Annotated in this window: 18 protein-coding genes; 9 read left to right on the top strand and 9 right to left on the bottom strand. The window is 65.6% G+C overall.

Annotation, left to right across the window (positions count from 1 at the left end):
• Positions 1-2: 2 nt before the first annotated feature.
• From GUY37_RS15930 to GUY37_RS15905, 6 genes are all read right to left on the bottom strand, one after another.
• On the bottom strand, positions 3-10,640 hold the full coding sequence (locus GUY37_RS15930; RefSeq protein WP_166827578.1) for a non-ribosomal peptide synthetase: 10,638 nt from the start codon (positions 10,638-10,640) through the stop codon (positions 3-5).
• 117 nt (positions 10,641-10,757) lie between these two features.
• Positions 10,758-10,973: a hypothetical protein gene (locus GUY37_RS15925; RefSeq protein WP_166827576.1), complete on the bottom strand. Its 216-nt coding sequence runs from the start codon at positions 10,971-10,973 to the stop codon at positions 10,758-10,760.
• A gap of 244 nt (positions 10,974-11,217) precedes the next feature.
• A complete protein-coding gene (locus GUY37_RS15920) occupies positions 11,218-12,651 on the bottom strand; it encodes a cation:dicarboxylate symporter family transporter (RefSeq protein ID WP_407645369.1) in 1,434 nt (477 codons plus the stop codon).
• Between the two features lie 196 nt (positions 12,652-12,847).
• Complete coding sequence (locus GUY37_RS15915) at positions 12,848-13,153, bottom strand: hypothetical protein (protein ID WP_166827574.1); 306 nt, start codon at positions 13,151-13,153, stop codon at positions 12,848-12,850.
• 39 nt (positions 13,154-13,192) lie between these two features.
• Positions 13,193-14,581 (bottom strand): alpha,alpha-trehalose-phosphate synthase (UDP-forming), encoded by a 1,389-nt coding sequence (locus GUY37_RS15910; protein ID WP_166827573.1) that lies wholly within the window; start codon positions 14,579-14,581, stop codon positions 13,193-13,195.
• Between the two features lie 130 nt (positions 14,582-14,711).
• Positions 14,712-14,927: a CsbD family protein gene (locus GUY37_RS15905; RefSeq protein ID WP_139906896.1), complete on the bottom strand. Its 216-nt coding sequence runs from the start codon at positions 14,925-14,927 to the stop codon at positions 14,712-14,714.
• Between the two features lie 337 nt (positions 14,928-15,264).
• Here GUY37_RS15905 and GUY37_RS15900 point away from each other — a divergent pair, with 337 nt between their 5' ends.
• From GUY37_RS15900 to GUY37_RS15870, 7 genes are all read left to right on the top strand, one after another.
• On the top strand, positions 15,265-15,921 hold the full coding sequence (locus tag GUY37_RS15900) for a TetR/AcrR family transcriptional regulator (RefSeq protein ID WP_208094695.1): 657 nt from the start codon (positions 15,265-15,267) through the stop codon (positions 15,919-15,921).
• 102 nt (positions 15,922-16,023) lie between these two features.
• Positions 16,024-16,464, top strand: a complete 441-nt coding sequence (locus GUY37_RS15895; protein WP_166827571.1) for a hypothetical protein — start codon at positions 16,024-16,026, stop codon at positions 16,462-16,464.
• 134 nt (positions 16,465-16,598) lie between these two features.
• Entirely contained in the window at positions 16,599-17,384 is a 786-nt protein-coding gene (locus GUY37_RS15890; protein ID WP_166827569.1) for a TIGR04255 family protein, read from the top strand.
• A complete protein-coding gene (locus GUY37_RS15885) occupies positions 17,381-17,896 on the top strand; it encodes a helix-turn-helix domain-containing protein (RefSeq protein ID WP_166827567.1) in 516 nt (171 codons plus the stop codon). Before GUY37_RS15890 ends, GUY37_RS15885 begins: the two co-directional genes overlap by 4 nt.
• 6 nt (positions 17,897-17,902) lie before the next feature.
• Complete coding sequence (locus GUY37_RS15880; RefSeq protein ID WP_166827564.1) at positions 17,903-18,784, top strand: hypothetical protein; 882 nt, start codon at positions 17,903-17,905, stop codon at positions 18,782-18,784.
• Positions 18,781-20,556, top strand: a complete 1,776-nt coding sequence (locus tag GUY37_RS15875; RefSeq protein ID WP_166827562.1) for an ATP-binding protein — start codon at positions 18,781-18,783, stop codon at positions 20,554-20,556. The genes GUY37_RS15880 and GUY37_RS15875 overlap by 4 nt, the downstream gene beginning before the upstream one ends.
• Positions 20,546-21,247 carry a response regulator gene (locus GUY37_RS15870; protein WP_228278218.1) on the top strand — a complete coding sequence of 234 codons (702 nt, stop codon included), beginning with the start codon at positions 20,546-20,548 and terminating at the stop codon, positions 21,245-21,247. Before GUY37_RS15875 ends, GUY37_RS15870 begins: the two co-directional genes overlap by 11 nt.
• A gap of 64 nt (positions 21,248-21,311) precedes the next feature.
• Here the strand turns inward: GUY37_RS15870 and GUY37_RS15865 are convergent, their stop codons facing one another.
• A complete protein-coding gene (locus GUY37_RS15865) occupies positions 21,312-22,205 on the bottom strand; it encodes an Ltp family lipoprotein (RefSeq protein ID WP_228278217.1) in 894 nt (297 codons plus the stop codon).
• Between the two features lie 328 nt (positions 22,206-22,533).
• Here GUY37_RS15865 and GUY37_RS15860 point away from each other — a divergent pair, with 328 nt between their 5' ends.
• A complete protein-coding gene (locus GUY37_RS15860) occupies positions 22,534-24,819 on the top strand; it encodes a helix-turn-helix transcriptional regulator (protein ID WP_166827554.1) in 2,286 nt (761 codons plus the stop codon).
• Positions 24,820-24,880: 61 nt separating this feature from the next.
• Here GUY37_RS15860 and GUY37_RS15855 read toward each other — a convergent pair whose 3' ends face one another.
• A complete protein-coding gene (locus GUY37_RS15855) occupies positions 24,881-25,657 on the bottom strand; it encodes a helix-turn-helix transcriptional regulator (RefSeq protein ID WP_166827552.1) in 777 nt (258 codons plus the stop codon).
• Between the two features lie 49 nt (positions 25,658-25,706).
• Between GUY37_RS15855 and GUY37_RS15850 the strand changes: the two genes are divergently transcribed.
• The gene (locus GUY37_RS15850) at positions 25,707-26,261 is read left to right on the top strand and encodes a DUF2000 family protein (protein WP_208094694.1); all 555 of its coding nucleotides are present in this window, start codon (positions 25,707-25,709) and stop codon (positions 26,259-26,261) included.
• A 179-nt stretch (positions 26,262-26,440) separates the two neighbouring features.
• Here the strand turns inward: GUY37_RS15850 and GUY37_RS15845 are convergent, their stop codons facing one another.
• A complete protein-coding gene (locus GUY37_RS15845; RefSeq protein ID WP_166827547.1) occupies positions 26,441-26,791 on the bottom strand; it encodes an ArsR/SmtB family transcription factor in 351 nt (116 codons plus the stop codon).
• Positions 26,792-26,811 lie beyond the last annotated feature (20 nt).

The raw sequence follows: 26,811 nt of genomic DNA, 5'->3' as shown, positions 1-26,811 counted from the left end.
CTTCAGCTCCTAGTGGTGTTGCTTGGCGGGGTTGTGTTCCAGGAGTGGATGGAACTCATCTGTGATTCGGCGGCCTCGTCCATGTGGATGGACAGGACGGGAAGAATCTCTTCGACAGCCTCGGCACTCAGCATGTCCGAGTGCCGCGCGTCGACCTCGGTGACGTGGATGTCGCCGGTGACGAATCGGCGCCATGAGTCGGGGCCGGGGGTGCCGTTCGGAACGTCCCGGGTCGCGGTGAAGAGCACCAGCTCACCGTCGAACGTCTCCACCGGGGCCTCGCGGATCAGTCTGGCCAGGGTGAAGAACCCGCGGGTCATCGCCGCAATGGTCTCCGGTGCCACATTGCCGAGGGGATCACCGTGTGCACGCAGGATCTCCAGGGCCCGTTCGTCATCGAGACCCTCCGTCGTCTCCGTGATCGCCGGATGATTGGCGCCGAGGTAGTTCGCCCACAGCTCGGACCCTTCGCCGACGTCGGCGTTACGCTCCTGCCCGGTGGGGAAGGCGTCGAGAATTCCGAGGAACGCGACGGACTCGCCCCGCTCCTGGAGGCGGGTGGCCAGACGGTGGGCGAGGATGCCGCCGAGAGACCACCCGATCAGGTGGTAGGGGCCCGACGGCTGAGCCGTCTGCAGGTGGTCGATGTAGTCGTCGGCGAGTTCGGTCAGCGTCTGGGCAGTCATCTCCTCCGGGTCCCCGGGTGAGAGGCCGGGCATCTGCAGGCCGATCAGCGGGCGATCCGGATCGAGACCGTGGAGCATCGCGGCGAAGCCCCAACTGATGCCCGTGGCCGGGTGAACGGCGAACAGCGGCGGCTTCGCACCCGCGCGGCGGAGCGGAAGCAGGCGGTGGAGGCTGTCGGCGATGGAGTCCGCACCGCCTCGGCCGACCTCGCGAACGAGCTGTTCGACGGTCGGTGAGCGGAACAGGGCCTGGACCGACAGATCGGCACCGAGGGCCTCGTTGACGGCCGCGATGAGCGGCCGGGCGAGGAACGAATGCCCGCCGAGTTCGAAGAACGACTCGTCGATGCCGACATGCGGCAGGGACAGCACGCGTGCGTAGATCGCGGTGACGGTCTCCTCCTGCGGCGTGCGCGGTGTCAGTCGCGATCCGACGGCCGCTGTCGACGGGTCGGGCAGGGCCGCCTCGTCGATCTTGCCGTGAGCGGTGAGGGGGATCTCGTCGATGACGACGAGGTGCGAGGGCGCCATGTAGGAGGGAACGAGCGAGCGCACATGGTCGCGGGCCTCATCGGCGAGCAGGTCCCGAGACGACGTCCCGGTTGCGTCTTCGGCGAGCTCTGTGGCGGTCTCGGTGCTCTCGCCGGCCCCGGCGACGATATAGCCGACGAGCTGCATGGTGGCAGGGTCCGTGCCGAACGGACGGACGACGGCGTCCTTGACGCCCGGTGCCTGGCGCAGGGCCCGCTCGACTTCCCCGAGTTCGACTCGGTATCCGCGCAGCTGGATCTGATCATCGTTGCGACCGATGAACACGAGCTCTCCGCCCTCGTGCCGGACGAGATCACCGGTCCGGTACATGCGCTCGCCCGGGCGACCGTAAGGGTCGGCGATGAAGCGTTCGGCGCTCAGCCCCGGTCGGCCCCGGTACCCGTGGGCCAACTGCTCACCCGCCAGATACAGTTCCCCGATCGTGCCGGACGGCACATGATGGAGGCGTTCATCGAGGACGTATCCGCGCATGCGCTCCAGCGGCGCCCCGAGAATCGGCGTCGGAGAGGCGGCCACAGGTGCGGCGAATGCGTCGACCGTGGTCTCCGTGGGCCCGTAGAGGTTGTGGGCGATGATGCCGGGGTGGTCGCGCAGCCACTGCCAGAGATCGGGATCGATCGCTTCCCCGCCGAGGGCGAGGATGGTCGGAGAGCCTTCTTCAGCGGCCTCGGCGAGCATGCGCTCGAATTCCGGTTCGGTGGTCAGCAGGCGAAGGTAGCTCGGTGTCGTCTCCCAGAATCCGATGCCGAGTCGGCGCAGAGAGGCCGCCAGCTGCTGCGGATCGCGTTGGACGGCCTCCGAGGCGATGTGCAGCGGATGCCCGACCACCATCCACAGCAGGGGATCCCAGGCGGCGTCGAAGCCGATTCCGGTGGTGTGGGCGACCGGAATCCGGTCGGACTCCTCGCTCGGGGTCGGCAGGAGCCGTGCGCGGTGGGAGGCGAGGAGGTTCGCCAAGGCCGCGTGGCCGACCTCGACGCCCTTGGGCCGGCCCGTCGAGCCGGAGGTGAAGGTGACATAGGCCGCCGAATCCCGGTGAGGCATGGGCAGCGTCGCGGTCGTGGTCGCAGCGGTTGAACTTGAGGTCGTGGATTCCTGAGGAGCAGGTGAGGGGCGAGCCGAACCGTCGGCGGGCGAGATCTCGATGATGCTCGAGATGATCCCGGCATCGGCGAGGAGGGGCGCGAGCTCTGAGGTGCTGCCCGGCTGTGTGATGACGATGAGCGGTTCGGCGTCGGTGAGGATCGCAGCGGTGCGGCCGCTGGGGTAGTCGATGTCGATCGGGTTGAAGGCCGCACCGGACTTGAGCACGGCCAGCGTGGCGACGATGACGCCGGGGCCGCGACTCAGTCGAACGGAGACCGTTTCGCCGGCGCCTGCTCCCTGGTCGATGAGTTCGTGCGCCAACCGGGACGAGGCCGCGTCGAGTTCGCGGTAGGACAGCGACGTCTGGTCGGACCGGACCGCCACGGCATCGGGCATTCGGGCTGCCGTGACGGCGAAGACGTCGAGCACCGGTGGCGGCGTGTCCGCAGGCACGGAGCCGGTGAGGGACTCGATCGCCGTCCGCGTTTCGACCGGGTCGAGCAGGGCGATGTCGTGCAGCGGACGCTCGGGATCCTTCACGGCCTCATCGACGAATCGGGAGAATCGTCGGCAGATGTCGGCGATGGTCTCCTCGTCGAACATCGATGAGTTGAAATCGAGGACCACCGCAAGTCCCGCCTCGGCTTCGCTGCGGCGGAATGTGAATGAGAGGTCGAACTTCGCGTCACCGGTCTCGACCTCGGGTTCGATGCTCGTGGTGACACCGGGCAGCTCGAGTTTCGGTGCTGCCGACTCCTCGAGGGACAGCATGACCTGGAACAGGGGATGGCGGCCCAGTTCGCGAGGCGGATTGACCGATTCGACGAGACGCTCGAACGGCACGTCGTCGAGTTCCACAGCATCGATGACTGCGGCGCGGGTGCGAGCCAGGAGCGTGCGCAGGTCGGGGCCCGCCGAGGTGTCGGTGCGGATCGGAATGGTGTTGACGAAGAGTCCGACCATGTCCTCCAGCGCGGGGTCCGACCGTCCGGCGCTGGGGGAGCCGATGACGATGTCCTCACCGGCACCGAGCCTGCTGAGATAGCCGGCGAGCACGGAGTGCAGCGCCATGAACAGGCTCGCCCCGTTCTCGGCGGCCACCGCTGCCAGACGGGCAGAGGTACGGGCGTCGAGGCTGAAGTGATGGTGACGACCCGACTGCCTGGCGGTCGTGGGACGGGGACGATCGGCGGGCAGGCTGATGTCGGTGGGAATCCCCTCGAGCCGGTCGTGCCAGGCCCGGATCTTCCGCTCCAGGAGCGGGGCCTTCGCTTCAGGTGCCTGCTCGTCCTCGAGGACATGGCGCTGCCAGAGCGCGAACTCGGCGTACTGGACCTCGAGAGTGCGCTGCATCGGATGGGCCGAGCCGCGCAGTGCGGCATAGGCGGTCGAGAGGTCCTGCGTCAGCGGTCTCAGCGAGGCGCCGTCGGTGGCGATATGGTGCATCACCAGGTGGAGAACCCACTCGTCGCCTTCAGTGAAGAGGCTCGCACGAATGGGAAGGTCGCGGCTGAGGTCGAATCCGACGGCGGCCTCGTCCCGCATTCGCTCCGCGGTCTCTGCGCCAGAGGTCGTGGTGCGGTGTTCCATGAGACCCTCACCGGCGTCCGGGGGCAGGATCTGCTGGACGGGGCTGCCATCGACACCGGGGTAGACGGTGCGGAGGATCTCGTGTCGGGCGATCACGTTCGTCAGCGCCTGCCCGAGGGAGGCCGCGTCGAGATCTCCGGAGAACCGGACAGCCAGGGAGATGGTGTAGTCCGAGGCATCGGTGTCGAGCTGATTGAGGAAGTGCAGCCGCGACTGCCCATAGGACAGAGGGATCAGCTGCGGGCGGGTGTGCCCGTGCGACCGGCTCCACGCGGTGAGGCTCAGGTGCGGCGCACCGTCGGCCGATTCCGCCGTGGTCGTGGGGCCTTCGGCGGGTGCCGGCTCGGTGGGGCCGCGAGAATCGAGTCGATGCAGCAGCGCAGCCGGGGTGGGGGAGTCGAAGACTGCGCGCAGCGGCAGCTCGGTGTCGAAGGCTGCCCGGATGCGGCCGATGAGGGAGACCGCCAGCAGCGAGTGCCCGCCGAGGTCGAAGAAGTCGTCGTCGAGGCCGATCTCCTCCGTGCCGAGCACGGATGAGAAGACTCGGCACATGGTGTGTTCGTCCGCGGTGCGCGGGACCCGGGAGTCCTCGGCCCCCGAAGCAGTGGGGGCAGGCAGCCGGGAGCGGTCGAGTTTGCCATGCGACGTCAGCGGGATCGAGTCGAGACCGACGAGGATGTGGGGGACCATCGGTGCCGGCAGCTGGGCGGCGAGGTGGTCGCGGAGTGCGGCCTCGTCGGCGTCCCCGGTGTAGTAGCCGATGAGCCGTGCTGATTCAGGATCCGTGAGATTCTCGACGATGGCCGCCGCCTGGGTGACGCCGTTGCCCGAGGCCAGGGCGTTCTCGACGTCTCCGAGCTCGACCCTGTATCCGCGCAGTTTGATCTGGTCGTCATCGCGGGAGACGAAGTCGAGGCTGCCGTCGGGGTTTCGGCGCACGAGGTCGCCGGTCCGGTACATCCGAACGCCCGGTTCGAGAGGATCGGCGACGAATCGCGTTGCCGTCTCCTTCGGTCTGTTGACGTAGCCGGAGGCGATTCCGGCGCCTGCGAGATAGAGATCGCCGACGACTCCATGGGGGACCTCACGCAGATGCTGATCCAGGACCATGGTTCGAACATTCCTGATCGGATGCCCGATGGTGGGTCGGTCTCCCGCAACCGCGGCGGTGACGGAATCGATGGTGAATTCGGTGGGACCGTAGAAGTTGTGGGCACGCACCTTGGGATTCTCAGCAAGCTCCTGCCAGAGATCCTCGGGCACGGCCTCTCCGCCGAGAGCAAGCGACAGCGGGACGCGGTTCCCGCTGGTGTCGTCCTCGAGCAGTCCTGAGATGATGAGCTGCCTGACGAACGACGGAGTGGTCTCGAGGGCCCGGATCTCATGCTCGCGGCAGAATCGGACGAGTGCTTCGGCATCGCGGCGGACCTCGTCGCCGACGATGTGCAGGCTCGCTCCGGCCACGAGCCAGAGCACCGGATCCCAGGCGGCGTCGAAGCCCAGCCCCGCCGTGTGCGCCGCCTGGACCGGTCCGACGCCGAGTCCCGCCTCGGCGAAGATGGTCTCCCGATGATGGGCCAGCAGATTCAGCAGCGCACTGTGGGGAACGGCCACGCCCTTCGGTGTGCCGGTCGAACCCGAGGTGTACATCTCATAGGCGCGGTCGCTCGGAGCCGGACGGTCGGCCCCGCGGCGAGCGAGTCCGGCGGTGTCATCGTCACGGCGACCCACCTCGACGGTGCGGAGTTCGGTGGTGCCGACCGCTGTGCCCGGGCGGACCGGGAGCTCAGCCTCGTCGGTGATGACGGCCGCGGGGGTGCTCGCGTCGAGGATCAGCCGGATCCGCTCTCCGGGGTAGCTGAGGTCGATGGGCACAGCGACCGCCCCGATCGAGAGCACGGCCAAGGGGGCCGCGACGGCGTCGGCGGACCGGGGAAGGGCAATGGCGACGCTGTCTCCCGCTGTGATTCCTCGGGTGGCCAGGACATGAGCGATCTGGTCGATGCGGGCCCCGAGGCCGGCGAATGTCAGCTCACCGTCGTCGGCGATGAGCGCCCGACGCTCGGGATGGCTCCTGATCGTCGAATCGAAAACGTCGAGGATCGTCGACTCTGGTGCGACCGCGTCGCGGCCCTGACCCTGAGCGCGGATCTCTGCCAGTTCGTCCGCGCGCAGCACCTCGAGTTCGCGCAGCGGTGTGTGCGGGTCGGCGGCGAACTGGTCGATCACACGGACGAATCGTGCGGCGATGGATTCGGCGGTGGATTCATCGAAGAGCGCGGAGTCGAACTCGAGGGAGCCGGTGATGCCGGCCGCCTCACTGACCGTGTGCATGTCACCGACCGTGTGAGCCGCGCCGTCGTTCTCGCGTTCGGTCAGGTCGAGGAGGAGGTCGAACTTCGCCTCCGACACCTGTGGCCCGGGTGCGGGTTCGACGTCGAGGCCGCCCATGTCCAGAGCCGCGGGGGCAGTGTTCTGCAGGGTCAGCATGACCTGGAACAGAGGATGGAGCTGGTCCGAGCGTGGGGGCGCGAGTTCGTCGACGACTCGTTCGAACGGCGCATCCTGACGGGCATAGGCGGAGAGGTTGGACGCGCGGACCCGATCGACGACGTCGACCAGGCTGGGGTTGCCGGAGGTGTCGGTGCGCAGGACGAGGGTATTGACGAAGAAGCCGATGAGATCGTCGAGTTTCGTCTCCGTCCTGCCGGCGACGGGAGTGCCGATGGGAATGTCGTTGCCGGCACCGAGTCTGCTCAGCAGCACAGCGAAGGCGGCCTGCAGGACCATGAACAGACTGGCGTTGCGCTCGCCGGAGAGCCGGCGCAGACCGGCGTGGGTATCGGCGTCGATGTCGATCGGGATCCTGCGCGAGACACGGTCGGTGTTCTGTGCGCTCCTGGGCCGATCGACGGGAAGTCTGAGTTCGACCGGAGCCTCGCTCAGCGCGTCCTTCCAATAGGCCAGCTGGTCGGCGATCTCGCTGTCGGGGTCGTCCTCGGAGCCGAGAGTCCTTCGCTGCCACAGTGCGTAGTCGGCGTACTGGATCGGCAGCTCGGGGAGGGTGGGGGTGGTGCCGCGAGCCCGAGCGCGATAGGCATCGGAGAGGTCACCGGCCAGGGGCCGCAGCGACCAGCCGTCGGCGGCGATGTGGTGGAGCGTGAGGAGCAGGAGATGATCCTCGGTGCCCAGCCTGATCAGCAGGGCCCGGATCGGCAGCTGTGTGGAGACGTCGAAGCCGTGTGTGGCCTCCGCATCGACGGTGTGATCGACGAGGTCCTCGCTGATCTCCACTATGGGCAGGGCGATCTGCGCATCGTCGGCGGCGCGGATCACCTGTTCGGGCTGACCCTCGGTCCACGGGAACACGGTGCGCAGGCTCTCGTGCCGAGAGACGACATCGTTGATTGCGGAACGCAGAGCATTGGTGTCCAGGTCTCCGCGGATGCGCAGGGTGAGCGGAATGTTGTAGGCCGCGGACGCCGGGTCGAACTGGTTGAGGAACCACAGACGGCTCTGCGCGTAGGACAGGGGAATGGTCGCGGGACGGTCTGCGGCGACGAGTTCGTCTGCCGGCTCCTGCGCCGTGTCGTCGAGGTCGAGTCCGGCACTGAGTTCGCGGACGGTGGGGTGGTGGAAGATTTCGCTCAGGGCGGGTGGGGCAGCGAATCGCTTTCGCAGTGAGGCCACCAGCTGGGTGGCGAGCAGGGAGTGCCCACCGAGTTCGAAGAAGTCATCGTCGATGCCCACGGTCTCCACTCCCAGCACCTGGGCGAAGGCCTCGGCCACGGCCTGCTCCTGGGCTGTCCTCGGTGCGGCGGATCCCGATCGCGTCGATTCCGGTTCCGGCAGCGCAGCCCGGTCGAGCTTGCCGTTGACCGTGAGGGGAATCCGTTCGATCTGCGTGATGAACGAGGGGACCATGTAGTCGGGTACGCGCGTCTTCATGTGCCGGCGGACCTCGGCGGTGTCGATCTGCTCATCGGCGGTGATGTATCCGAGAAGCTGACTGTAGCCGGCCTGGTTCTGTCCCAGGATGACCGCGGCTGACCGGATCCGGCCCTCCGACTGGAGGGCGAGCTCGACCTCGGAGAGTTCGACGCGATAGCCGCGCAGTTTGATCTGCTCATCGGCTCGGCCCAGGAACTCGATTCCCCCGGTCAGAGGCCTGCGGACGATGTCGCCGGTGCGATACATCCTGGAGCCGTCGTCAGCGAAGGGGTCGGCGATGAACCGTTCTGACGTGGTGGCCGGCAGGCCCACATAGCCGCGCGCCAGATTCAGCCCCGCAATGTAGAGCTCCCCACGCGCCTGGGCGGGAACAGGGGTCAACCGGGAGTCGAGGACGTAGTGCCTGGTGTTCGCCACGGAACCGCCGAGGTCGGGTGAGGCGCCGGCGACGATGGGTGCGGTGAGACTGTCGACGGTCGTCTCCGCCGGTCCGTACAAGTTGAAGGAATCCACCTCGGGCAGAGCTGCGAGCTGGTCCCAGAGCCCACGTTCGACCGCTTCTCCGCCCAGGGCCACGACGCTGGGATGCTCGGTGCCGCTGAACGTGCCGTGGGCGAGAAGGGCCTTGACGAATGAGGGCGTCGTCTCGAGCGAGTCGATGCCGTGGGTGGAGAAGTAGTCGGTGAGAGTTTCGGGATCGCGGCGGGTGACCGAGTCGATGAGGTGGAGTTCGTGCCCGGCGAAGAGCCACAGCAGCGGATCCCAGGAGGCGTCGAAGGAGATCCCGGCCGTGTGTGCCACGCGCAGTCCTCGTCCGAGTCGACGGGCGGCCGGATCGAAGATGGTCTCCTTGTGACTGTGGAAGAGATTGAGCAGCGACCGGTGCTCGACCCCGATGCCCTTGGGTCGACCGGTCGACCCGGAGGTGAAGATGACGTAGGCGAGGTCGTCGGGGGCAGGTGTCGACCCGGTCTGCTGGGCCTGCGTTGATCCGGCCTGGGTCGACTCGGGCGCGGGTGCTGCCGACTGCGGTTGCGCATCGATGTCGATGACGGGACGGTCGGTGGTCATACTCGTCTCTCCGGCGGGACCCGACACTGCAGAGGAATTGATGACGAGCACCGGCGCTGCGTCGGCGATCATCGCTTCGATGCGGTCGGCCGGGTAGTCAGGGTCGAGGGGCACGTAGGCGGCACCTGTCTTGAGGATTCCGAGCACGGCGATGGGCAGCGTGGTGGACCGGCCCAAGCGTGCCGCGATGCGAGTCCCGGGTCCTGCACCACAGTCCCGAAGAAGGTCGGCGAGCTGAGTCGAGCGGCGGTCGAGTTCGCAGAAGCTGATGTGCCCGTCCTCGGCGACGACCGCGGTGGCGAATGGGGACTTGCGGGCGTGACGGGAGAATTCCTCCACCACGGTGTGCCGGGGAAGATGCTGCTCGGGTCCTCTGCCGCCCGCGATGAGTTCGTCGGACTCGTCGGCATCGATGAGTGAGAGGTCCGCCAGGTGCTGATCTTCGTTCGGATCGAACTGGCACAGGACGGAGAGGAACTGACGCAGGTGCTCGGCGAGGCTGTGCTGATCGTAGAGTTCGGCGTTCGCCTCGAACCGGACGATGGCGGGCCTGCTGCCTCCATCGGAGCTGGGATCCGCTCCGATGCCGTGGATGATGATCGAGAGGTCGTCGACCGGGCCGGTCGAGAGGAGGTGCAGCGAGGCGGTCGACATTCCGAAGTCGATGTCGTCGACGTGCGGGAAGATGTTGACCGAAGGCCCGATGTAGTCGCTGTCGGTGCTCAGCTCCTGATATTGGAAGCGCTGGTGGATGAGCGTCTCGCGCAGCGTCGCGCCGGCGCCGGCGACGAGATCTGCCGTCGTCATCTCCGGTGCTGCCTGCAGCTGCACCGGCAGGATCTTCGACATCATGGACGGCACCGATTTGGACAGGGCGCTGCGACGGGCAGTGACCGGAAGCCCCACCGAGATGGACTCTCGTCCGCTCATGCGGTGCAGGTAGGTCGCTGCGGCGCTGAGGATGAGCGTCGGTGCCGACCGGGAACCGGCCAGGCGTGATGAGAGCTCCTGGGGGATGTCGGCGTTGCCGGTGACAAGCCGTCGTGCCGGTGATGCCGGGCGGTCGGCCAGGCCGGTGGCCGTGTCCGACTCGGAGCGCACCTGCTTCCAGAACTCGGCGTCGGTGGTGAAGCGCTGCGAGGAACGGTACTGAGCCTCCTCGGCCACCAGATCGTCGAGGCTGCCGAAGGGCGAGTCAGATGCGGTTCCCTGATCGGCGAGCTCCCGGTAGACCTGGGATTCGCGGCGGAGGACGAGGACGGCGGAATAGCCGTCGACGAGGAGGTGGTGGGCCCGCTGATAGAAGATCCAGTGGTCGGGTCCGAGGTGGAACAGCTGGGACCGGAGCAGGTCACCCTCATCGACGTCGTGGACGGTTTCGAGATCCTCCTGCATCAGCGCATGAGCCGAGGCTTCGGGATCCTCACTCGACTCCGTCCGCAGGTCACGGACGAGGAGATGGCTGCGTGCCGGTCCGAGCTGTTGGAAGGGTCCCTTTTCGTCTTCACCGAAGACGGCGTTGAGCGAGTCGGCTTCGGCTACGGTCGTGGCGACCGCCTTGCGCATTCTGTCGACATCGAGCGGTCCGCGAATATCGACATAGAGCCCGATCTGGAACGTCGGGTTGTCGGGTTCGATCTTCTGGGCGTACCAGATTCCGCGCTGTGCTGAGGTGAGGTCGATTCGAGCGTTCTCGTCAGTCATCGTGTCTTTCGCATCGGGTGGGGGTTTCCTTGAGCGAGGTTTCCGTCGGCAAGGAGGCGCGCGGGTGCTCAGCGCAACCCGGCGCCGGGATCACGGGAGTAAGCAGGGGATCGGTCGTCACTGGAACTGTCCGATGTTGATATCGCCGAGGAGGTCGCCCAGATCGATGATCGGGCCGTTGATGAGTGCCCCCGAGGTCTCGGTCGAATCGGTCGGAGAGGTCTCGGCAGCGGAGGCGCCCCCGGGCGCGGTCATGAGACCGACGGCAATGACGATGGTCGCGAGTGCGGCACCGGAGACGGTGCGGGCGTTGATGAGTTTGAGATTCTTCATGGTCCCTGTCCTCTTCTGACTTCGTGGTCGTCCGTATTGGGACGGACATGTGTCATTCGGAGGGCTCGCGCAGGTGGATTGGCCGGACAGGGGCATTTCTTGCTCCGAGGTTTCGAACCCTCGTCACAGCAGTACGACAGGGGAGGGCCGCCTCGGCGAGGGGAGACGAAACACCACGGGTGCCGGCGTCCTCACGATGAGGACATCGGCACCCGTGGTGGTTGTGGTGCGAAAGCGACCGAGGTCAGCTCATGGCGCCGGCCTTCGACTGACCAACGGCTGCGACGGTGGTCTGCGGCTCGGGCAGGGCCTCGTCGGCCTCGGGGGCGTTCGTCGGCGCACCGTGGGCGTCCGGCTCAAGTGAGAGCTCGTCGAACGGGTTCTGGCCGGCCAGGGTGGCGCGGGCCTGGTCGAGGTCGATTTCGTTCGTCCACTTGCCGATGAGCAGGGTGGCCACGGCGTTGCCGGTGAAGTTCGTCAGGGCACGGCATTCGGACATGAACTTGTCGATGCCGACGATGACGCCCATGCCGTCGAGCAGCTCGGGGCGGTGCGACTGCAGGCCGGCGGCCAGGGTGGCCAGGCCGGCACCGGTGACGCCGGCGGCGCCCTTCGAAGCGATGATCATGAACACGAGGAGCGAGATCTGCTCGGGGATCGACATCGGCATACCCATGGCCGAGGACACGAACAGCGAGGCCATGGTCAGGTAGATGGCGGTGCCGTCGAGGTTGAACGAGTAGCCGGTGGGCACGGTGATGCCGACGACCGGCTTCGAGACTCCGGCGTGCTCCATCTTCGCGATCAGGCGCGGCAGGGCCGACTCGGACGACGAGGTGGAGAAGATGAGCAGGAACTCGCGGGCCAGGTACTTCAGCAGCAGGAAGATGTTCAGGCCGGTGACGATCTTGAGCAGACCGCCGAGGACGATGACGATGAACAGCGCGCAGGTCAGGTAGAAGGCGCCCATGAGGGTCGCCATCGCACCGATCGCAGCCCAGCCGGTCTTGCCGACGACCGCGGCGATCGCACCGAAGGCGCCGACGGGGGCGGCCCACATGATCATCATCATGAGCTTGAAGACCACGGCCTGGATGTGCTTGATGCCGGTCAGCACCGGTTCGCCGGCCTTGCCCATCGACTGCAGAGCGAAGCCGACGAGGAGCGCGAGCACGAGGGTCGGCAGGACGGGGATGTCGCCGGGGATGAGGCTCATGAGGAAGGCGACCATTCCGCCTTCCTCACCGCCGGAGGCCTCTTCGTACGGCTGGAGGTGGAGGCCTTCGCCCGGGTGGATGAAGTTGCCGACGACGAGGCCGATGACCAGGGCGAAGGTCGCCATGACGAGGAAGTAGACGAGCGCCAGTCCGCCGACCTTGCCGACGGTGGCCGCCTTCGCCACGGAGCCGACGCCGAGGACGATGGTGCAGAAGATGACCGGGGCGATGATCATCTTGATGAGCGCGACGAAGGCCTTGCCCAACGGTTCGAGCGCGATGCCGGCGTCAGGGGCGATGAGCCCGATGGCGGCACCGGCGAACACGGCCACAATGACCATGATGTAGAGCCAGTGAGTGCGGTCCTTCTTCCGCTGCGGGGCGCCCGGTTCCGGTGCCTTGGCGGTGGCGGCGATCTCCTTGTCGAATGACCCGCCTTGCTGTTGTGGCGACGTTGCCATGATTCCTCCAAATGGTTTCCGCGACCTCACCCATCGGTGGGTGCGAACGCGCGCGACGACTGGCCGCGGTGGTGATGTACCCGACAACTGTGCCATTCGGTGTGACGGGTGTCTCGGTTGCGTTCATAGTGTTCACAGGAGGAACCAGGCACCCGCCGAGGCGGGGATTCGGCCGGGCAGGGTCGGCCGGGGAGGATCAGGCCCGTGGGTCCTCTGCCTGCCGGGGACCGACATCGACAGGCGGTTCCTGCCGTTCGAGGGCCTTGAGGCCGATGGGGCAGGTGATGGTGAGTTTGAGGCGTCGGCCCTTCGCGTCTTCGACGGCCCGCCGCATGAGCTCCCAGCGGTGGCGGTCGGCCTGTGTGGGTTCGATCGCCTCACAGTAGATGAACATGACCTCATTGGCGTCGGGCTCGAGTTTGTAGTGCAGCGCGGCGACGAGCTTGCCGGGCAGGTAGAGGTCGTACTTCGAGGATTCCTGGTTGTTGAGCATCGTGTACACAGTGGTCTCCTGGGGGTGGGGCGGTCAGAGTGGTCGGCGTCACCAGTCGCTGGGCGACAGAGCCGCCGCAGATGCTGGGTCTCGCAGGTCGTGGAGGAAAGCTTGCGCCCAGTGGCGGACGTCGAAGGCGGCGACGGTGTCGGCCATCGCATCCATACGCGTCCGGGCCTCGTCTTCGCTGAGCGTGGTCGCGTGATGGATGGCAGCCTTCAGGCCGGCCCGGTCGTGGGGATTGACGATGATGGCTTGGTCGAGTTCTTCGGCGGCTCCGGCGAATTCGGAGAGGACGAGTGCACCGCCCCTGCCTCGGCGGGCGGTGGCGAATTCCTTGGCCACGAGGTTCATCCCGTCCCGCAGGGAGGTGACGAGCAGGATGTCGGCGGCCAGGTACAGGGCGACGGCTTCCTCTGTCGAATACGAGTGGTGGGAGTAGTGGATGACATCGCGGCCGAGAGTGGAGAACCTCCCGTTGATGCGCCCGACCGTATGTTCGACCTCGTCGCGCAGGTCTTGGTAGGCGCGCACGCCTTCACGCGAGGGGACTGCGATCTGTGCGAGACAGGTTTCCCGCGCGTCGAGCAGTCCGTCGTCGATCAGCTCCTCGAAGGACCACAGCCGGTGCAGGATTCCCTTCGAATAGTCGAGGCGATCGACACCGATCATGAGGGTGGCGGGATCGCCCAGATCACGGCGGAAGCAGCGGGCCATCTCCTGTACGGCCGGGGATTCGGCCGCGGATCGGATCTCCTCGACGTCGATCGAGATCGGGTACGAGCCGACGCGGCCGCGAAGTTCCTCGGGATCCATGCCCAGCAGCTTCTGCATGGCCTGGCGGACTTTCGCGGCATCGGCCTCTCGCTGGAGACCGATGACATCGGCCCCGAGCAGGCCGCGGAGGATCTCGTCACGCCAGGGCAGCTGGGCCATCTGCTCGACGGGAGGGAAGGGGATGTGGCAGAAGTATCCGATCCGGACGTCCGGTCGTTGGGCGCGGATCATCGCCGGTACGAGCTGGAGGTGGTAGTCGTGTACCCAGATCGTCGCCCCGGTCTCGGCTGCCTCGACCGCGGCCTGGGCGAATCGGGCGTTGACTGCACGATAGGCCCGCCACCATGAGCGGTGGTACTGCGGCGCGACGATGAGGTCGTGGTGCAGCGGCCACAGAGTGGCGTTGCAGAATCCCTCATAGTACTGCTGATGTTCGTCGTGGCTGAGGGGGACGGGGACGAGGCTCATCCCGTCGAAGTCGAAGGGCTCCAGACTGTCGTCGTGCGTGCCCGCCCAGCCGATCCAGGCTCCGGCGTGCTCACGCACCACGGGAGCCACGGCTGAGACGAGCCCGCCGGGTGAGGTCTCCCACGCCCCATCGTTGCGGTCGACGGGGAGGCGATTGGCCACCACGACGAAAGCATGGCGGTCAGTTCCCATCTTCCCTCTTCTTCTCGTGCCGACGGGCCGGGTCTTGCCGGCACGTCGAAGTCTGTGGCAGGGGATCTGAAAGCATGGCCAAAGGGCGGAGGCGGAAACGGACAGTGCTTCCGCCCTCCGGCCGCGTCCCTCAGTTCTCCGGTGAGTCCTTGAGCGAGTCTCTGACGCCCTTCAGCGAGTCTTTGGCATCGTCGCCGACCTGCTTGATCTTGCCCTTGGCCGCGTCGGTCTTGCCCTCGGCTTCGAGGCTCTTGTCGTCGGTGGCCTTGCCGGCGGCGGCCTTCGCCTTGCCCTTGAGTTCTTCTGCCTTGTCAGAGGCCTTGTCGGCCTTGTCGTGAGAATTCATGATTCGTCCTTTCGTGTGGATCGGTCTGGACGTTCTGCTCTGTCGAGCGCCATTCATGTTTACGGTGTAATCAACCTAGCAGACCGGGTTTTCGCTGCGCAATAGATCCGGCGAGTCGGACGCATCGGAGTCCTGCGTTGCACGCTTCGATGGAGCCGGAGGGTTGACTTGCCCTTGTGTGGGGCGGTCGATGGAGAGTGATAACTTAGTCATCCATGAGGTGTTTACAGTGTAATCGCACTATGAGGGGATCTCTCGACGCGTCGGATCAAGCGAGTAGACTGGCGGTGAAAGCCGCCCGGTCTGCGACATCTCCGACGAGGAAAGGGGAGTGCGCGTGGTTCAGCAGCGACTCGATCGTGCCCAGGTCGTCGAGTCGGCGATCGCCTTCGTCGATGCCTGCGGTCTCAGCGAACTCACGATGCGCCGCCTCGGAACTGCCTTGGACGTAGAGGCGATGGCACTGTATCGGCACGTCTCCGGGCGAGCGGACCTTCTCGAGGCCATGGTCGACGAGCTCATCGACGGCCTCTTCGACGACGAACTCATGACCGAGGATTCCCATTCGTGGGAGGAGTATCTGCAGCGTGTCGCCAATGCCACGCGCAATCTGGCCATCGAGCATCCGCGGATCTTCCCGCTCATCGCCACCCAGCCACCTCAGGCCCCCTGGCTGCGTCCGCCGCTGCGCAGCGTGCGCTGGGTCGAGGACTTCCTGTCCTCGCTGGAGCGCTTCGGATTCGCCGACGCCGAGGCGGTGGCCGCATACAAGGCCTTCACGAGCTTCCTGGTCGGCGCGCTTCTGCTCCAGGCGGCCTCTCTGACCCCGGAGGTTCTCGGCGATGAGGAGGGCTCCTCCGCTGGCGAAGACCTCAGCGAGTATCCCACGGTGCAGCGATTGCAGGGCCTGCTCATGGAAGACCACGCTCAGCGCGAGTTCGACGACGCCCTCGACGATCTCATCGAGCGGATCCGCACCAGCACGCAGGGCTGAGAATCTCGGTCGCCGGGGTCGACAGGCCCTGTTGCTGTGGCGCACCTGCGCCCTCACGGATAGTCTTGGCTCAGTGACGATCCCATTACGAAGGAGCAGGATATGAAACTCAGCACCGCACTTCTGCGCGCAGTCCCCGGCGCATTCATTCTCAATTCGGGCATCGGCAAACTCGGTCTCGACGAGGAATCCGCCGCCGGACTCCAGCAGATGGCCGCCAACGGCGTCCCCATGGTCGAGAACCTCACCCCGGCCCAGTTCGGAAAGTTCCTGTCCTACGGTGAGATCGCCGTCGGCTCCGCCCTGCTCCTGCCTTTCGTGCCCACCCGGATCGCCGGCGCGGCACTGACGACGTTCTCCGCCGGACTGGTGGCGAACTACTTCTCCATCGACTCGATGACCGAGGACGACGGCGTCCGCCCGTCCCAGGACGGCATCCCGCTGGCCAAGGACACCTGGCTGGCCGCGATCGGTCTGGCCCTCCTCATCTCCGGCGGCAGCGAGAAGAGCAAGAAGAGCAAGAAGAGCGACAAGAAGAAGTGAGGTCCCTCCCGGCCCCACCACGGCGGGGCCGGGATCGGATCGGGCCTCGCTGGGGCGGAGAGCCCCGTCCTGGTTCAATGTGAATCGCATCCGGTTACTTCACACTGTTCAGAGTGTGAAGTAGAGTGTGAAATGTGTCCTCAAATTCGCTGCCTCAAAAAATTCGGCGAGCAGAGCTGAAGAATCCGCCGCTCGCTCGAGTTCTAGCGCAGGTTCGTTGGCCCGATTTGACCTCTTTCGATCTTCAGCGAGTGACATCGCGCATCAGTGAGAATCTTGGCGTTGCGTACCCGTTCATACGGGAAGAGAGCGAAGTCGAGGTCGTGGTCACTCAGTCGGGGGTCGCCGAACAGAAGAGTCGAGGGAGGATTGCTCGGTTCTTCTCGGGCGACGAAAAGTGGAGTATTTCAGTCGGTCGAAATTTCATGGCTTTGGAGTCGACCGACTACACCAACCATGACGATTTCGTTGATCGACTGCTCGACGGCCTCAGCGCGGTTCACGACGGTGTGACCATTCCTCGGTTCAGTAGGATCGGTTATCGCTATACGAATCGGATAGTCGGCAAAGCGGATTTGGACCTGTTGGAAGCCCACTTCGTACCGGCTGTGCTCGGCGGCCATACCGCGTCCCCGGCCAACGCCGACTTGGTCCACAGCATGACCGAATCGGTTTATCGTGTGGAATTGGCCTACTTGCTGGTGCGGTCTGCTCGCTTGGGTGCAGGACAGTCGATCGAACCTACTTTGCCTCCAGTCGACGAACCGAGCTGGATTCTCGACTTGGACGCGTACGAGGAAGGCCATCTGGTTGTCAATCGTGATGAGGTCCGAAAGAAGCTGATCCATCTGTCTGGAATTGCATCGAATCATTTCAGCGACGTGGTGACGTCTCAGTTCTATGAGAGGTATGACTCATGAGTGCTGTTGCTTATTCGAAACCCGACTTCTTCTTTGCTCCAGGTATGCGAATGTCGACGTTGTCAATCGCAGGTACGTCAATTCCGGTCAAGGGCGACTATGGCGACGTCTCATCCCGGCGTTGGCACAGCGATTCACCAAGTTCGTCGAAGATTCCCATTGATGAAGTTCGTGGCTTCGAATCATCGCCATCTGCCCCTACGGAGGCCGAGTCCACTGCAGACCTTGTCAAGCAGATCAAGCGTCGAGGAGCTTACACCTGGGACCAGGTTGCGAAGCTCTTCGGCGTCTCGAGGAGGACTGTTCACCTATGGGCATCGGGCGGAAAGATCTCTGCGGTAAACGAAGAAGCGCTCGGTCGAGTGATGAGGCAGATCGAAGCAATCGAGGAAGCTGGCGAGCACGGAGCACGGTTCCGGTTCCTTGCTTTGCTCGATCAGCAGAGATCGCAGCATGCTTCTTCTCCTGCAGACGTGAATAGACCTGCGTCGACCTATACCCCGGAACCCTAGCCGGTCATGGACTCGAGCTATTTTCAGACGCTTCGACAAGGAAGTGTTGTCGAATATTCGAGTGTAATGGGCCCCGAGCGTGAATTTGCTGTCGTATCCCAGACTTGTGACGTTGTCCTGCCCAAGCGTGAGTACCTCCAGCTCGCTCCTCTGGTTCCCCTTGAAGGCACTGAACGAGCACAAGCTCTGAAACGCGAGAATCCGCGATACCCGCAGTTGGGCGGTGGCGACAATTGCCGATTTGCTGATCTCGCTCGAATCGTCAGCGTTCTTAAGACCGAAGCAGACGGCATGCCTGTCATTTCTGAGTCTGAGTTCGCCACGGAGGCCGATGCGAGGGATTTCGGTCTCGCGATTGGTCGTTGGTTCGGTCGATTCGCAGTGCCTGACAACGTGCATCCCTGGCTTGCGCCGCTCCAGAGGCTCGTGAGAAGTAAATATGAGAAATCGGAGTCACCGATTGGCCGAGTCCTGAATCAGGTCTCGGAAATCCGTGTGGAGTCCAACGACTGGAACTCATCCAGTATGCAACTGACCATCCAGGTGATCGTTGAAGCTGGCAGATTGCCATCTCTGCCTGACGAGATGGACGAACCAGTGGACTTGAGGACACTGCCGTCGGAAGCCAATGCACTCGCACAGAGGATCCTTCGCCTGAAACTAGGAGAAGACCCGTTCCTCGTCAGCGCCCTTTGGAGTATGTTTGCCGAGGCTCTCGCCGCAAAATGCGATCCTGGAAAGGCGCGGAATTCCGAGGAGGTCGCTTCGGCCGTGTCCGAAGTTGTTGGTGAGGTCCATTCGGACGACGATTTCCCACTGTCGAAGATGAGGAAGTCGGAGCAGCTGGACATTGATTTCCTCTCGCCGCCCGTCCCATTTGATCGATGACAGCTGACGCCTCGAAACTGGTGCGTATCTTGGGGACTGTGCGGCCACCACGGCGGGGCCGGGATCGGATCGGGCCTCGCCGGGGCGGGCCCCTGGCCAGGCGTCTCTTCCTCGTCCAGCTCGTCCTCATCGTCCTCGTCTGCACCGCATTGTCAGTGACGAGCTACGTCACGACGCTGGGCAACATCCGCGAGGCCACCGGGGAGCGAGTGCTGACCATCGCCGAGACGCTCGCCCACGACCCTTTCGTCACCGAGGCTGTGACCGATGACGACCCGTCGGCGCAGCTGCAGCCCTACGCTCTGACCGTGATCGACACCGCCGAGGTCGACTTCGTGACGATCATGGACCGCGACGGCACCCGCTACACCCACCCCGACCCCGCTCAGCTGGGCAGGAAGTACCTCGGCAGCACCGCGCAGGCACGCGCCGGGCAGACCCAGACCGAGGAATACGTGGGCACCCTCGGCCCGTCCGTGCGATCGATCGTGCCGATCACCGACTCCGACGGCGAGGTCACCGCGATGGTCGCCGTGGGCGTGACGCTCGAGACTCTGTCCGTGGCGCAGGCGGCCTCCCTGCCGCAGATCATCATCGTCGGACTCGCCGCGATCGCCCTTGGCGGGCTCGGCTCCTGGCTGCTCGCCCGCTATCTGCGCCGAGTCACCCTCGGCTACGGCCCCGAGGAGCTGCGCCGGCTGTTCGCGTTCTACGATTCCGCGCTGCATTCCCTGCGCGAGGGGCTCATCCTCGCCGATGACTCCGGGAGGCTCGTCCTCTACAACGATGAGGCGGCCGTCCTGCTGGGCCTGCCCGAGCCCGATGAGTCCGCCCCGATCGCCCTCGCCGAGGTGGCCCTGCCCGAATCCGTCCGTGACCTCTTGTCGACCGGTCGGGTCGCCGTGGACGAAATCCACTTCACCGAGGACCGAGTCCTCGTCGTCAGCCAGAAACACGCAAGCCAACCGCGCGGTCGCGGGTCCGCCGGTCGCGGGGTCGGGGGAACGGTCGCGACCCTGCGCGATCGCACCGATATTCAGGAGCTCACGGGGGAGCTGGCGACGATGACGACCCTGTCGGAGGCCCTGCGCGCCCAGACCCACGAACACGCCAATCGGCTGCACACCGTCTCGACCCTCATCGAACTCGGTCGCACCCAGGAGGCACTCGACTTCGCGGTCAAGGACGAACAGGAATCCCAACGTCTCACCGACTCCTTCGTCGGGGCCCTCGACGAACCCTTCATCACGGCACTCATGATCGGCAAGGCCGCTCAGGCCCATGAGCGCGGCATCGAACTCACAGTCACCGCCACCGGCGAACTTCCGCCGGCGCGCCTCGATGCCCGTGACCTCGTCACCGTCGCCGGCAACCTCCTCGACAATGCCTTCGACGCGGCCGCGGACTCGGAGGACAAACATGTGTGGGCGGACTTCGTGGCCGCCGACGGGGAGCTCATCATCACCATCGCCGACTCCGGTGCAGGGGTTGCGGTCGAAGACATCGACGCACTCTTCCACCTCGGTACGTCAGCGAAGCCCGAGGTCGGGGGAGCGGGGCGGCACGGATTCGGGCTCGTCTTGGTCCGGCAGGCGGTGAGCCGCCTCGGCGGGCATATCGATGTCGACTCCGATGGCGGCGCGATCTTCACGGTCACGCTTCCGCTGGGGGACACGGATGCGGCGGGCGACTACGATTCTGCGGAGGACCACAGCAGGGACGACGGCCTCGATACTGGCCTTGAGCGGGAAGGAGACCCACGTGAGCGATGATGCCGCGCTGCGGGTGCTCATCGTCGAGGACGATCCGATGACGGCGCAGGCGCACGCGGACTTCGTAGCCCGCGTTCCCGGATTCGAGGTGGCAGGAACGTGTCTGGGCGGGCACGAGGCGATCGACCGCTTCGACGAACTCGCGACGGCGGGCCACCCCGTCGATATCGTCCTGCTCGATATGAACCTCACGGATTCGCACGGTCTCGAGGTGGCCGGGCGCCTGAATTCGCGGGGCCAGGACGTCGACATCATTGCGATCACCGCGGTGCGGCACCTGCAGGTGATCCGCTCGGCGATCTCGTCGGGCATCACCCAGTACCTCATCAAACCGTTCACTTTCGCGGCGTTCCGGGAGAAGTTGGAGAACCAGCGGGAGTTCCGGCGCGGTCTCAGCGGCTCAGGGAGCCTGGCGACTCAGGCGTCGGTGGACAACGCCCTGTCGGCGCTGCGGTCGGTCTCGTCGACGCGGCTGCCGAAGGGCCTCATCACCGAGACCTTGGAAGCCGTGTCCGCCTTCGTCCGCGATTCCGCAGTCCCGGTCTCCGCCACCGAGGTGGGGCAGAGCCTCGACCTGTCCCGCGTGACCGTCCGCCGCTACCTCGAACACCTCGTCGCGACGAAACAGGCGATCAAGCAGCCCCGCCACGGAACCCCGGGCCGGCCCGAGTACGAGTACCGGTGGGCGTGAATGCGTGACGGCGGGCGAAGGAATCTCTTCCTTCGCCCGCCTTCGAACTGTCAGCTGACAGTCGTCAGTTGTCGAGGTTCTCGATCGCGTAGTCGGCCTCAGCCTGCGTGAACTGGCCGCCGTATTCGCTCGTGAGCTGGTCGTGGATGGCATTCGGCGACATCGCCATTTCATCCTGGTAGGTTCGCGCCGATTCCAACGCGTTCTCCTTCCAGTTCGCCTGAACATTGTCGATGGCGTACTGGGCCGCGTCGTCGGAGAACTGGCCCCCGTATTCGCTCGTGAGCTGGTCGAAGATGCCCTGCTTGCTCATGTGCATCATGTCCGAGTAGGTCTCGGCCTGGGTCAACGCTGAGCTGTACTCGGTCGGAACGCTCGAGTCGTCCTCTTCCTCCGCCGGTGCCGCGGGTTCCTCGGCGACCGGCTCTTCCTCGACAGGTTCCTCAGCGGCCGGCTCTTCGGCCGGTTCCTCAGCAGGCTCATCTTCGACCGCGGGCGCTGCCTCAACGGGTTCCTCGACCGCTTCATCTGCAGGCGCTTCGTCGGCAGGTGCTTCTTCCTCGGAGACGATCGGTGCGTTGTCGTCCGAGATGCTCGCGGCCGAGCCCGCAGCGATCCCGCCGAAGACGAGGCCGAGAACGAAGAAGATGCCGGTGATGATCCACGCGATCTTCTTGTGCTGGTCGTAGCCCTGGAGGCGCAGACCCTGTTTGTCCTTCTGTCCTCCGGCCAGGGTGACGATCAGGTCGACGAGGGCCCAGATTCCGAAACCGCCGAAGGTGATGAGCTTGAGGATGCCGGTGCCGATCTTGCCCAGGTAGAAACGGTCGACACCGAGTCCGCCGAGCAGCCATGACAGCAGCCACGCAGCGAGAAACGATTTCTGCCCGACGAGGGGCTGGTTCTGCCCGAATGAGGGCTGTGCGGGAGTCCACTGGTTCGAGTTGTCAACCGGCACTGGAGGCTGCTGTGTCATTATCACTTCCGGAGATTCAGAGAGGAGGTAGTTGCATCTTCAATGATAGGTTAAAATTTCAACCGAATACACCAGGTGTTGTCTCGATTGGGTAACAACTTCCCCTGCGCGGCTGGATCGATCGGTCTGAGCGCCAGAACGGAGCTCTGTCTGCGGGAGTGCTGCTCAGCTCTGGGAGGCGGTTCACCAGCGGTCTCGGGTTCATGCGGTACCCTGACTCATACCCAGCACCGAAATTTCCCCTCCCTGCGGCAATCACCCCCTGCCGACCGGCCACCCACCGCCGCCATAACAGAAGAGACCCGAATTCGTGACCGATTCCCAACTCAAACGCCCCGATGACCTCACAACCGCGCCGGTGACCCCGGCCTCCGAAATCGATTCCCGATTCGGGCCGCGCGCATCCTCCCTCGAATCCTTCGCCGAGGCGGTCGAGCACAGCGACATCCTGGCCGAGCCCGATCTCGAACAGCTCTTCACCTGCAGCGGCGGCCGGATCCGCATCGCCGAGATACTCCGGCGGGCACGCGTCAACGCCGGCAGCTCCGTGACCGACACAGATCCCGACCGCATCGACGCGATGCTCCCACCCGAACTGACTCCGGTCGTCAACGGCGCCACGCGGGAGGCAGCAGCGCTCTACCTGCTGGCCCTGTTCTCGGCGGCACCGCGAGTCACCTCAGAGATCGTCGATCTGTTCCACGTCGCATTCGCCGCCGCGAAGGTGACCGCCTCGGCGGCTTCGTCACCCGAAGACCTCACCTCTTTCCTCCTCGACCAAGGGCTGCTGACGATCCCGAACGGCACCGACGTCGTATTCACGGTCCCTCCCCTCATCCGTCGGCTGATGCGACGAGTCATCGCCACCGAATCGAGCACCGCTGAGAAAACCCCGCGAGAAGCGCTCGGAGCGGCCATCGCGAGCAAGTTCGGGCGGACGCGCCCGGACGACCGATCCGGGCTGGTCGAGATCGTCGACCTCGTCGTCGAGACACGGCACTGGAAAGTGCTCGAACGGGCCTGGGCCCGCCGATCCGTCAACGTCTTCCTCGATGCGCCCACCGCGATCAAGGCCTATCTCGGTGTCCCCGAGGATGTGCTCGCCAAGAACCCGATCCTCACCCTGGCCCGCAGCGCGGCCCGTCGCATCGACTCGACCCGGCTGAAGCTCGGCAGCGATGTCGGGCCGACGGTGCTGGCCGCCACCGACTTCGACAGCATCGTGCTGCCTGAGCTGCACGGGCTCCTCTTCGCCGAACCGGAACCCGCCCTGACCGCCGACGAGGTGGCCGTGCTGACCACGCTGGAAGCACGAACACAGAGGCTGAACAAGGACTACAAACGCGCCCTGACCCTGCTCGACGCGGGACGAGAACGGCTGCGCCGCCTCGGCGAGGCAGAACCCCGACCCACGCTCATGCTGCAGGCCGAACTCAACCTCGAACACGGACGGAATCTGAGCGCGGCCGGACATTTCCCCGAGGCGACGGCGATGCTGCAGCGGGTCGTCCAATTCGCCGAGATCTACGCGCCGAACTCGCCGCATCCCCTGCTCACCGGGCTCGTCGAAGCTGGCCTGGCCGGGATGGGACACGGGCGCGGATCGGACATGGACCGCAGTCTGACGCGCGCCAGGCAGAACGCCGCTCGGTTCGGGATGGACACGCTGCCTGACGAGCTCACGGCGCGGTGCGTCGAGCTGATGCGCAGCCTCGACCGTCTCGATCTCACTGCCGCCGACCGGCTGCTCGAGGGCCTCGACTCGGCGAAGCCCACGGGGAGTCTCGGGCCGATTCCCGACATTATCCGCAGCCTTCACCATGTCTACCAGGGGCGGGCGTCGATCGCCGCGAAGCTGCTCACCGAGAGCACACATGTGCGGTTCCTGCCGATGGTCAGTGTCTCGAGCGCACGATTCTCAGGCGTGCTCAACATCGCCAGCTTCGTGCTCGTGGCTGCCGGGGAGAAGAAGGCCCTGCAGGAGCTGGGCGACCACCTCAACCCGCACAGCGCCGGCTACCCGATCGTCAAGGCCCGGCAGGCACTGGCTTTCGGGCAGCACGATCTGCTGTGGTCTGAGACCGGGCGGATGCTGACCGGGGATCAGGGGCCTCGCCTCAAGAGCTCCGCTGCGGCTCTGCGTGCCGACATCCTCCACCATGAAGGGCGTGCGGACGAGGCGCTCGAAGCGTTCATCCATGTGCTCGACTACTGCTCGATCACGTCATCCGTGCTGGCCATCGCGCAGCTGTCGAAGCAGTCCCGGGACGCGCTCGTCCCCGCGTCCGCCGACCATCCCGGCTGGACCGCCCTGGCCAGGTCGTTCGATGATGACGAAGTGACGCCGGCCGAACTGCAGAAGCGGCTTCTCGACCTGCCCGAGTCCTCGCAGACCGTGCCGGACTTCCAGACCGACCTGACTCCGGCCGAACTGTCGCTGCTCTTCGCCATCGATTCGCCGAAGTCCGTGGCGCAGATCGCCCGCGAGTTCGGAGTCGTGCCCGGCACTCTGAAGAACCGGCTGTCCGCGCTCTATCGGAAGCTCGGCGTGCGCAACAGAACCGAGGCGGTCGCGCACGCCCACCGGCGCCGATAAGCGCGGCGATGACTGCGTGGGTTCGCCGCGGTCCGGCACCCACCCGCTGCGGAACCAGCTGTCAGGCTGCGAAGACGCCGGGAGTCGTTCCCAAGGTCGACCGGAAGTGCCGGGTGAGATGCGCCTGGTCGTGGAACCCTGACTCAACGGCCGCCTCGGCGGGGGAGTGACCGGACAGCAGCAGCCTGCGGGCGCGATCGACGCGGCGGCCGATGACGTACCGGTGGGGCGCGATTCCGAACGCGGACGTGAACACCCGCACCAGATGGCTGCGGTGGGCGCCGAGCTCGGTGGCCGCCTCGGCGATTGTGAAGGACTCGAACAGGCGATCATCGAGCATTTCGCGCAGACGGCGGGCCAGCGGCGCATCCGACGCGGGCTCAGCGGTCGGGGTGAGCCGGGAGAGCGCGAACTCGCGCAGGGCGAGCACCCCGCACTCGGCGGCGAGGGCATCGGCCGGATCGGTCAGGGCGGCGTGGATGTCGGTGACCGCGGTCAGGGCGGCCGTGCCGAGCAGGGTGGGCGAATCCGCCGCGGCGTCGACCGCGGACTCCGGCAGCCACTCGGGCTCGAGGTAGAGCACCCGTTTGCGGAAGCCCTGCTCCGCCGACGCCGAGCGACCGTCGTGGGGCACCTGCGGCGGCAGCAGCGTCACTGCGGTCGGGGTGGCGAGGTGATCGTGCCGATCGAGGTCATAGGTCACGGCACCGTCGTCGATGAGCAGGACCGTCCACGAATCGTGCGTGTGCGAGGGATAGGCATGATGGTCGAAGCGGGCGTGGAGCACCTCCTGAACCTGCGGAACCTGAGGGTGCCAGGCGCGGATGACGTCGACCATGCAACAAATGTACAAGACCGCGGTGTGTGCTGACGGTGAAGCTGGATCCATGCACGAGAACACGAATTCCACAGTCCCATCCGATGCCTCATCGTCCGCCGAGGCGGCAGTCGGCAATCCCGTCACCGAGGCGGCCGCACCGTCGTCGTCTGGCGATCTGGGTGCACAGTCGTCTGGCTATCCGAGAGCGCCCGTCCGGTTCGATACGAAGGTCGTCGTGGTCCTCCGCGATGACCTGCTGCCGTGGCAGGAGCTCAATGTCACCGCGTTCCTCATGTCCGGCATCGCTGCGAGCGAAGACGACCTGGTCGGAGAGAACTACCGCGACGCCGACGGCAATGACTACCTGCCGATGCTGCGCCAACCGGTGATGGTGATGAGCGCGGATGCGGAGAAACTCAAATCGATCCGGTCGAAGGCGCTGGGGCGCGGAATCCCGACCGCAGTCTACACGGAGGAGCTGTTCTCCACCGGCCACGATGCGGCGAATCGGGCGGCTGTGGCGGCGGTGCCGGCTGAGCAGCTCAACCTCGTCGGGGTGGCCATGCGCGGGGCGAAGAACGCGGTCGACCGGACGGTCAAAGGTGCGCGGATGCATGAGTGAGGGGGTTGAGGCTGACAACACCGCCAAGTCGAGCGTCCAACGTCGGCTCCGAGACCTCGTCTGCGAGACTCACCTGGTTGGGAGGCGCCGACCGTCGGCGGCGGAGCTGTCGCGGATGCGCGCACGGTATGGGACCTGGTCCAGTCTTGGTACTAGGACCCCACCAGCTCGTGCAATTCTCAAGCCGGGGAGAGGAACTCGGAGAGGCGATCAAGTGTGGCGGCCTCGAGCGAATAGTACGACCAGACGCCGCGCTTCTCCCGGTGGAGGACCCCGGCATCGACGAGGATCTTCAGATGGTGGGAGACGGTCGGCTGGCCGAGTCCGACGGGTTCGGTGAGATCGCAGACGCACGCTTCCTGCTGCGCGTGCGCGGCGACGAGGGAGACCAGGCGCAGCCTGGTCGGGTCGGCCACTGCCTTGAGGATGCGCGCGAAGTCCTGAGCGTCATCGTGGCTCAACGGCGAGACAGTCAGCGACGGGCAGCAGACGTCCACCTCGGTCGGAGAGAGTGCGGATTGTGTGGTCACTCTTCCATTATGCCTTTACA

It is taken from the genome of Brevibacterium limosum (genome assembly GCF_011617705.1).
GTDB classification, from domain to species: Bacteria; Actinomycetota; Actinomycetes; order Actinomycetales; family Brevibacteriaceae; genus Brevibacterium; species Brevibacterium limosum.
The sequence above is the reverse complement of the archived record's forward strand: the minus strand, read 5'-3'. Positions and strand labels throughout refer to the sequence as shown.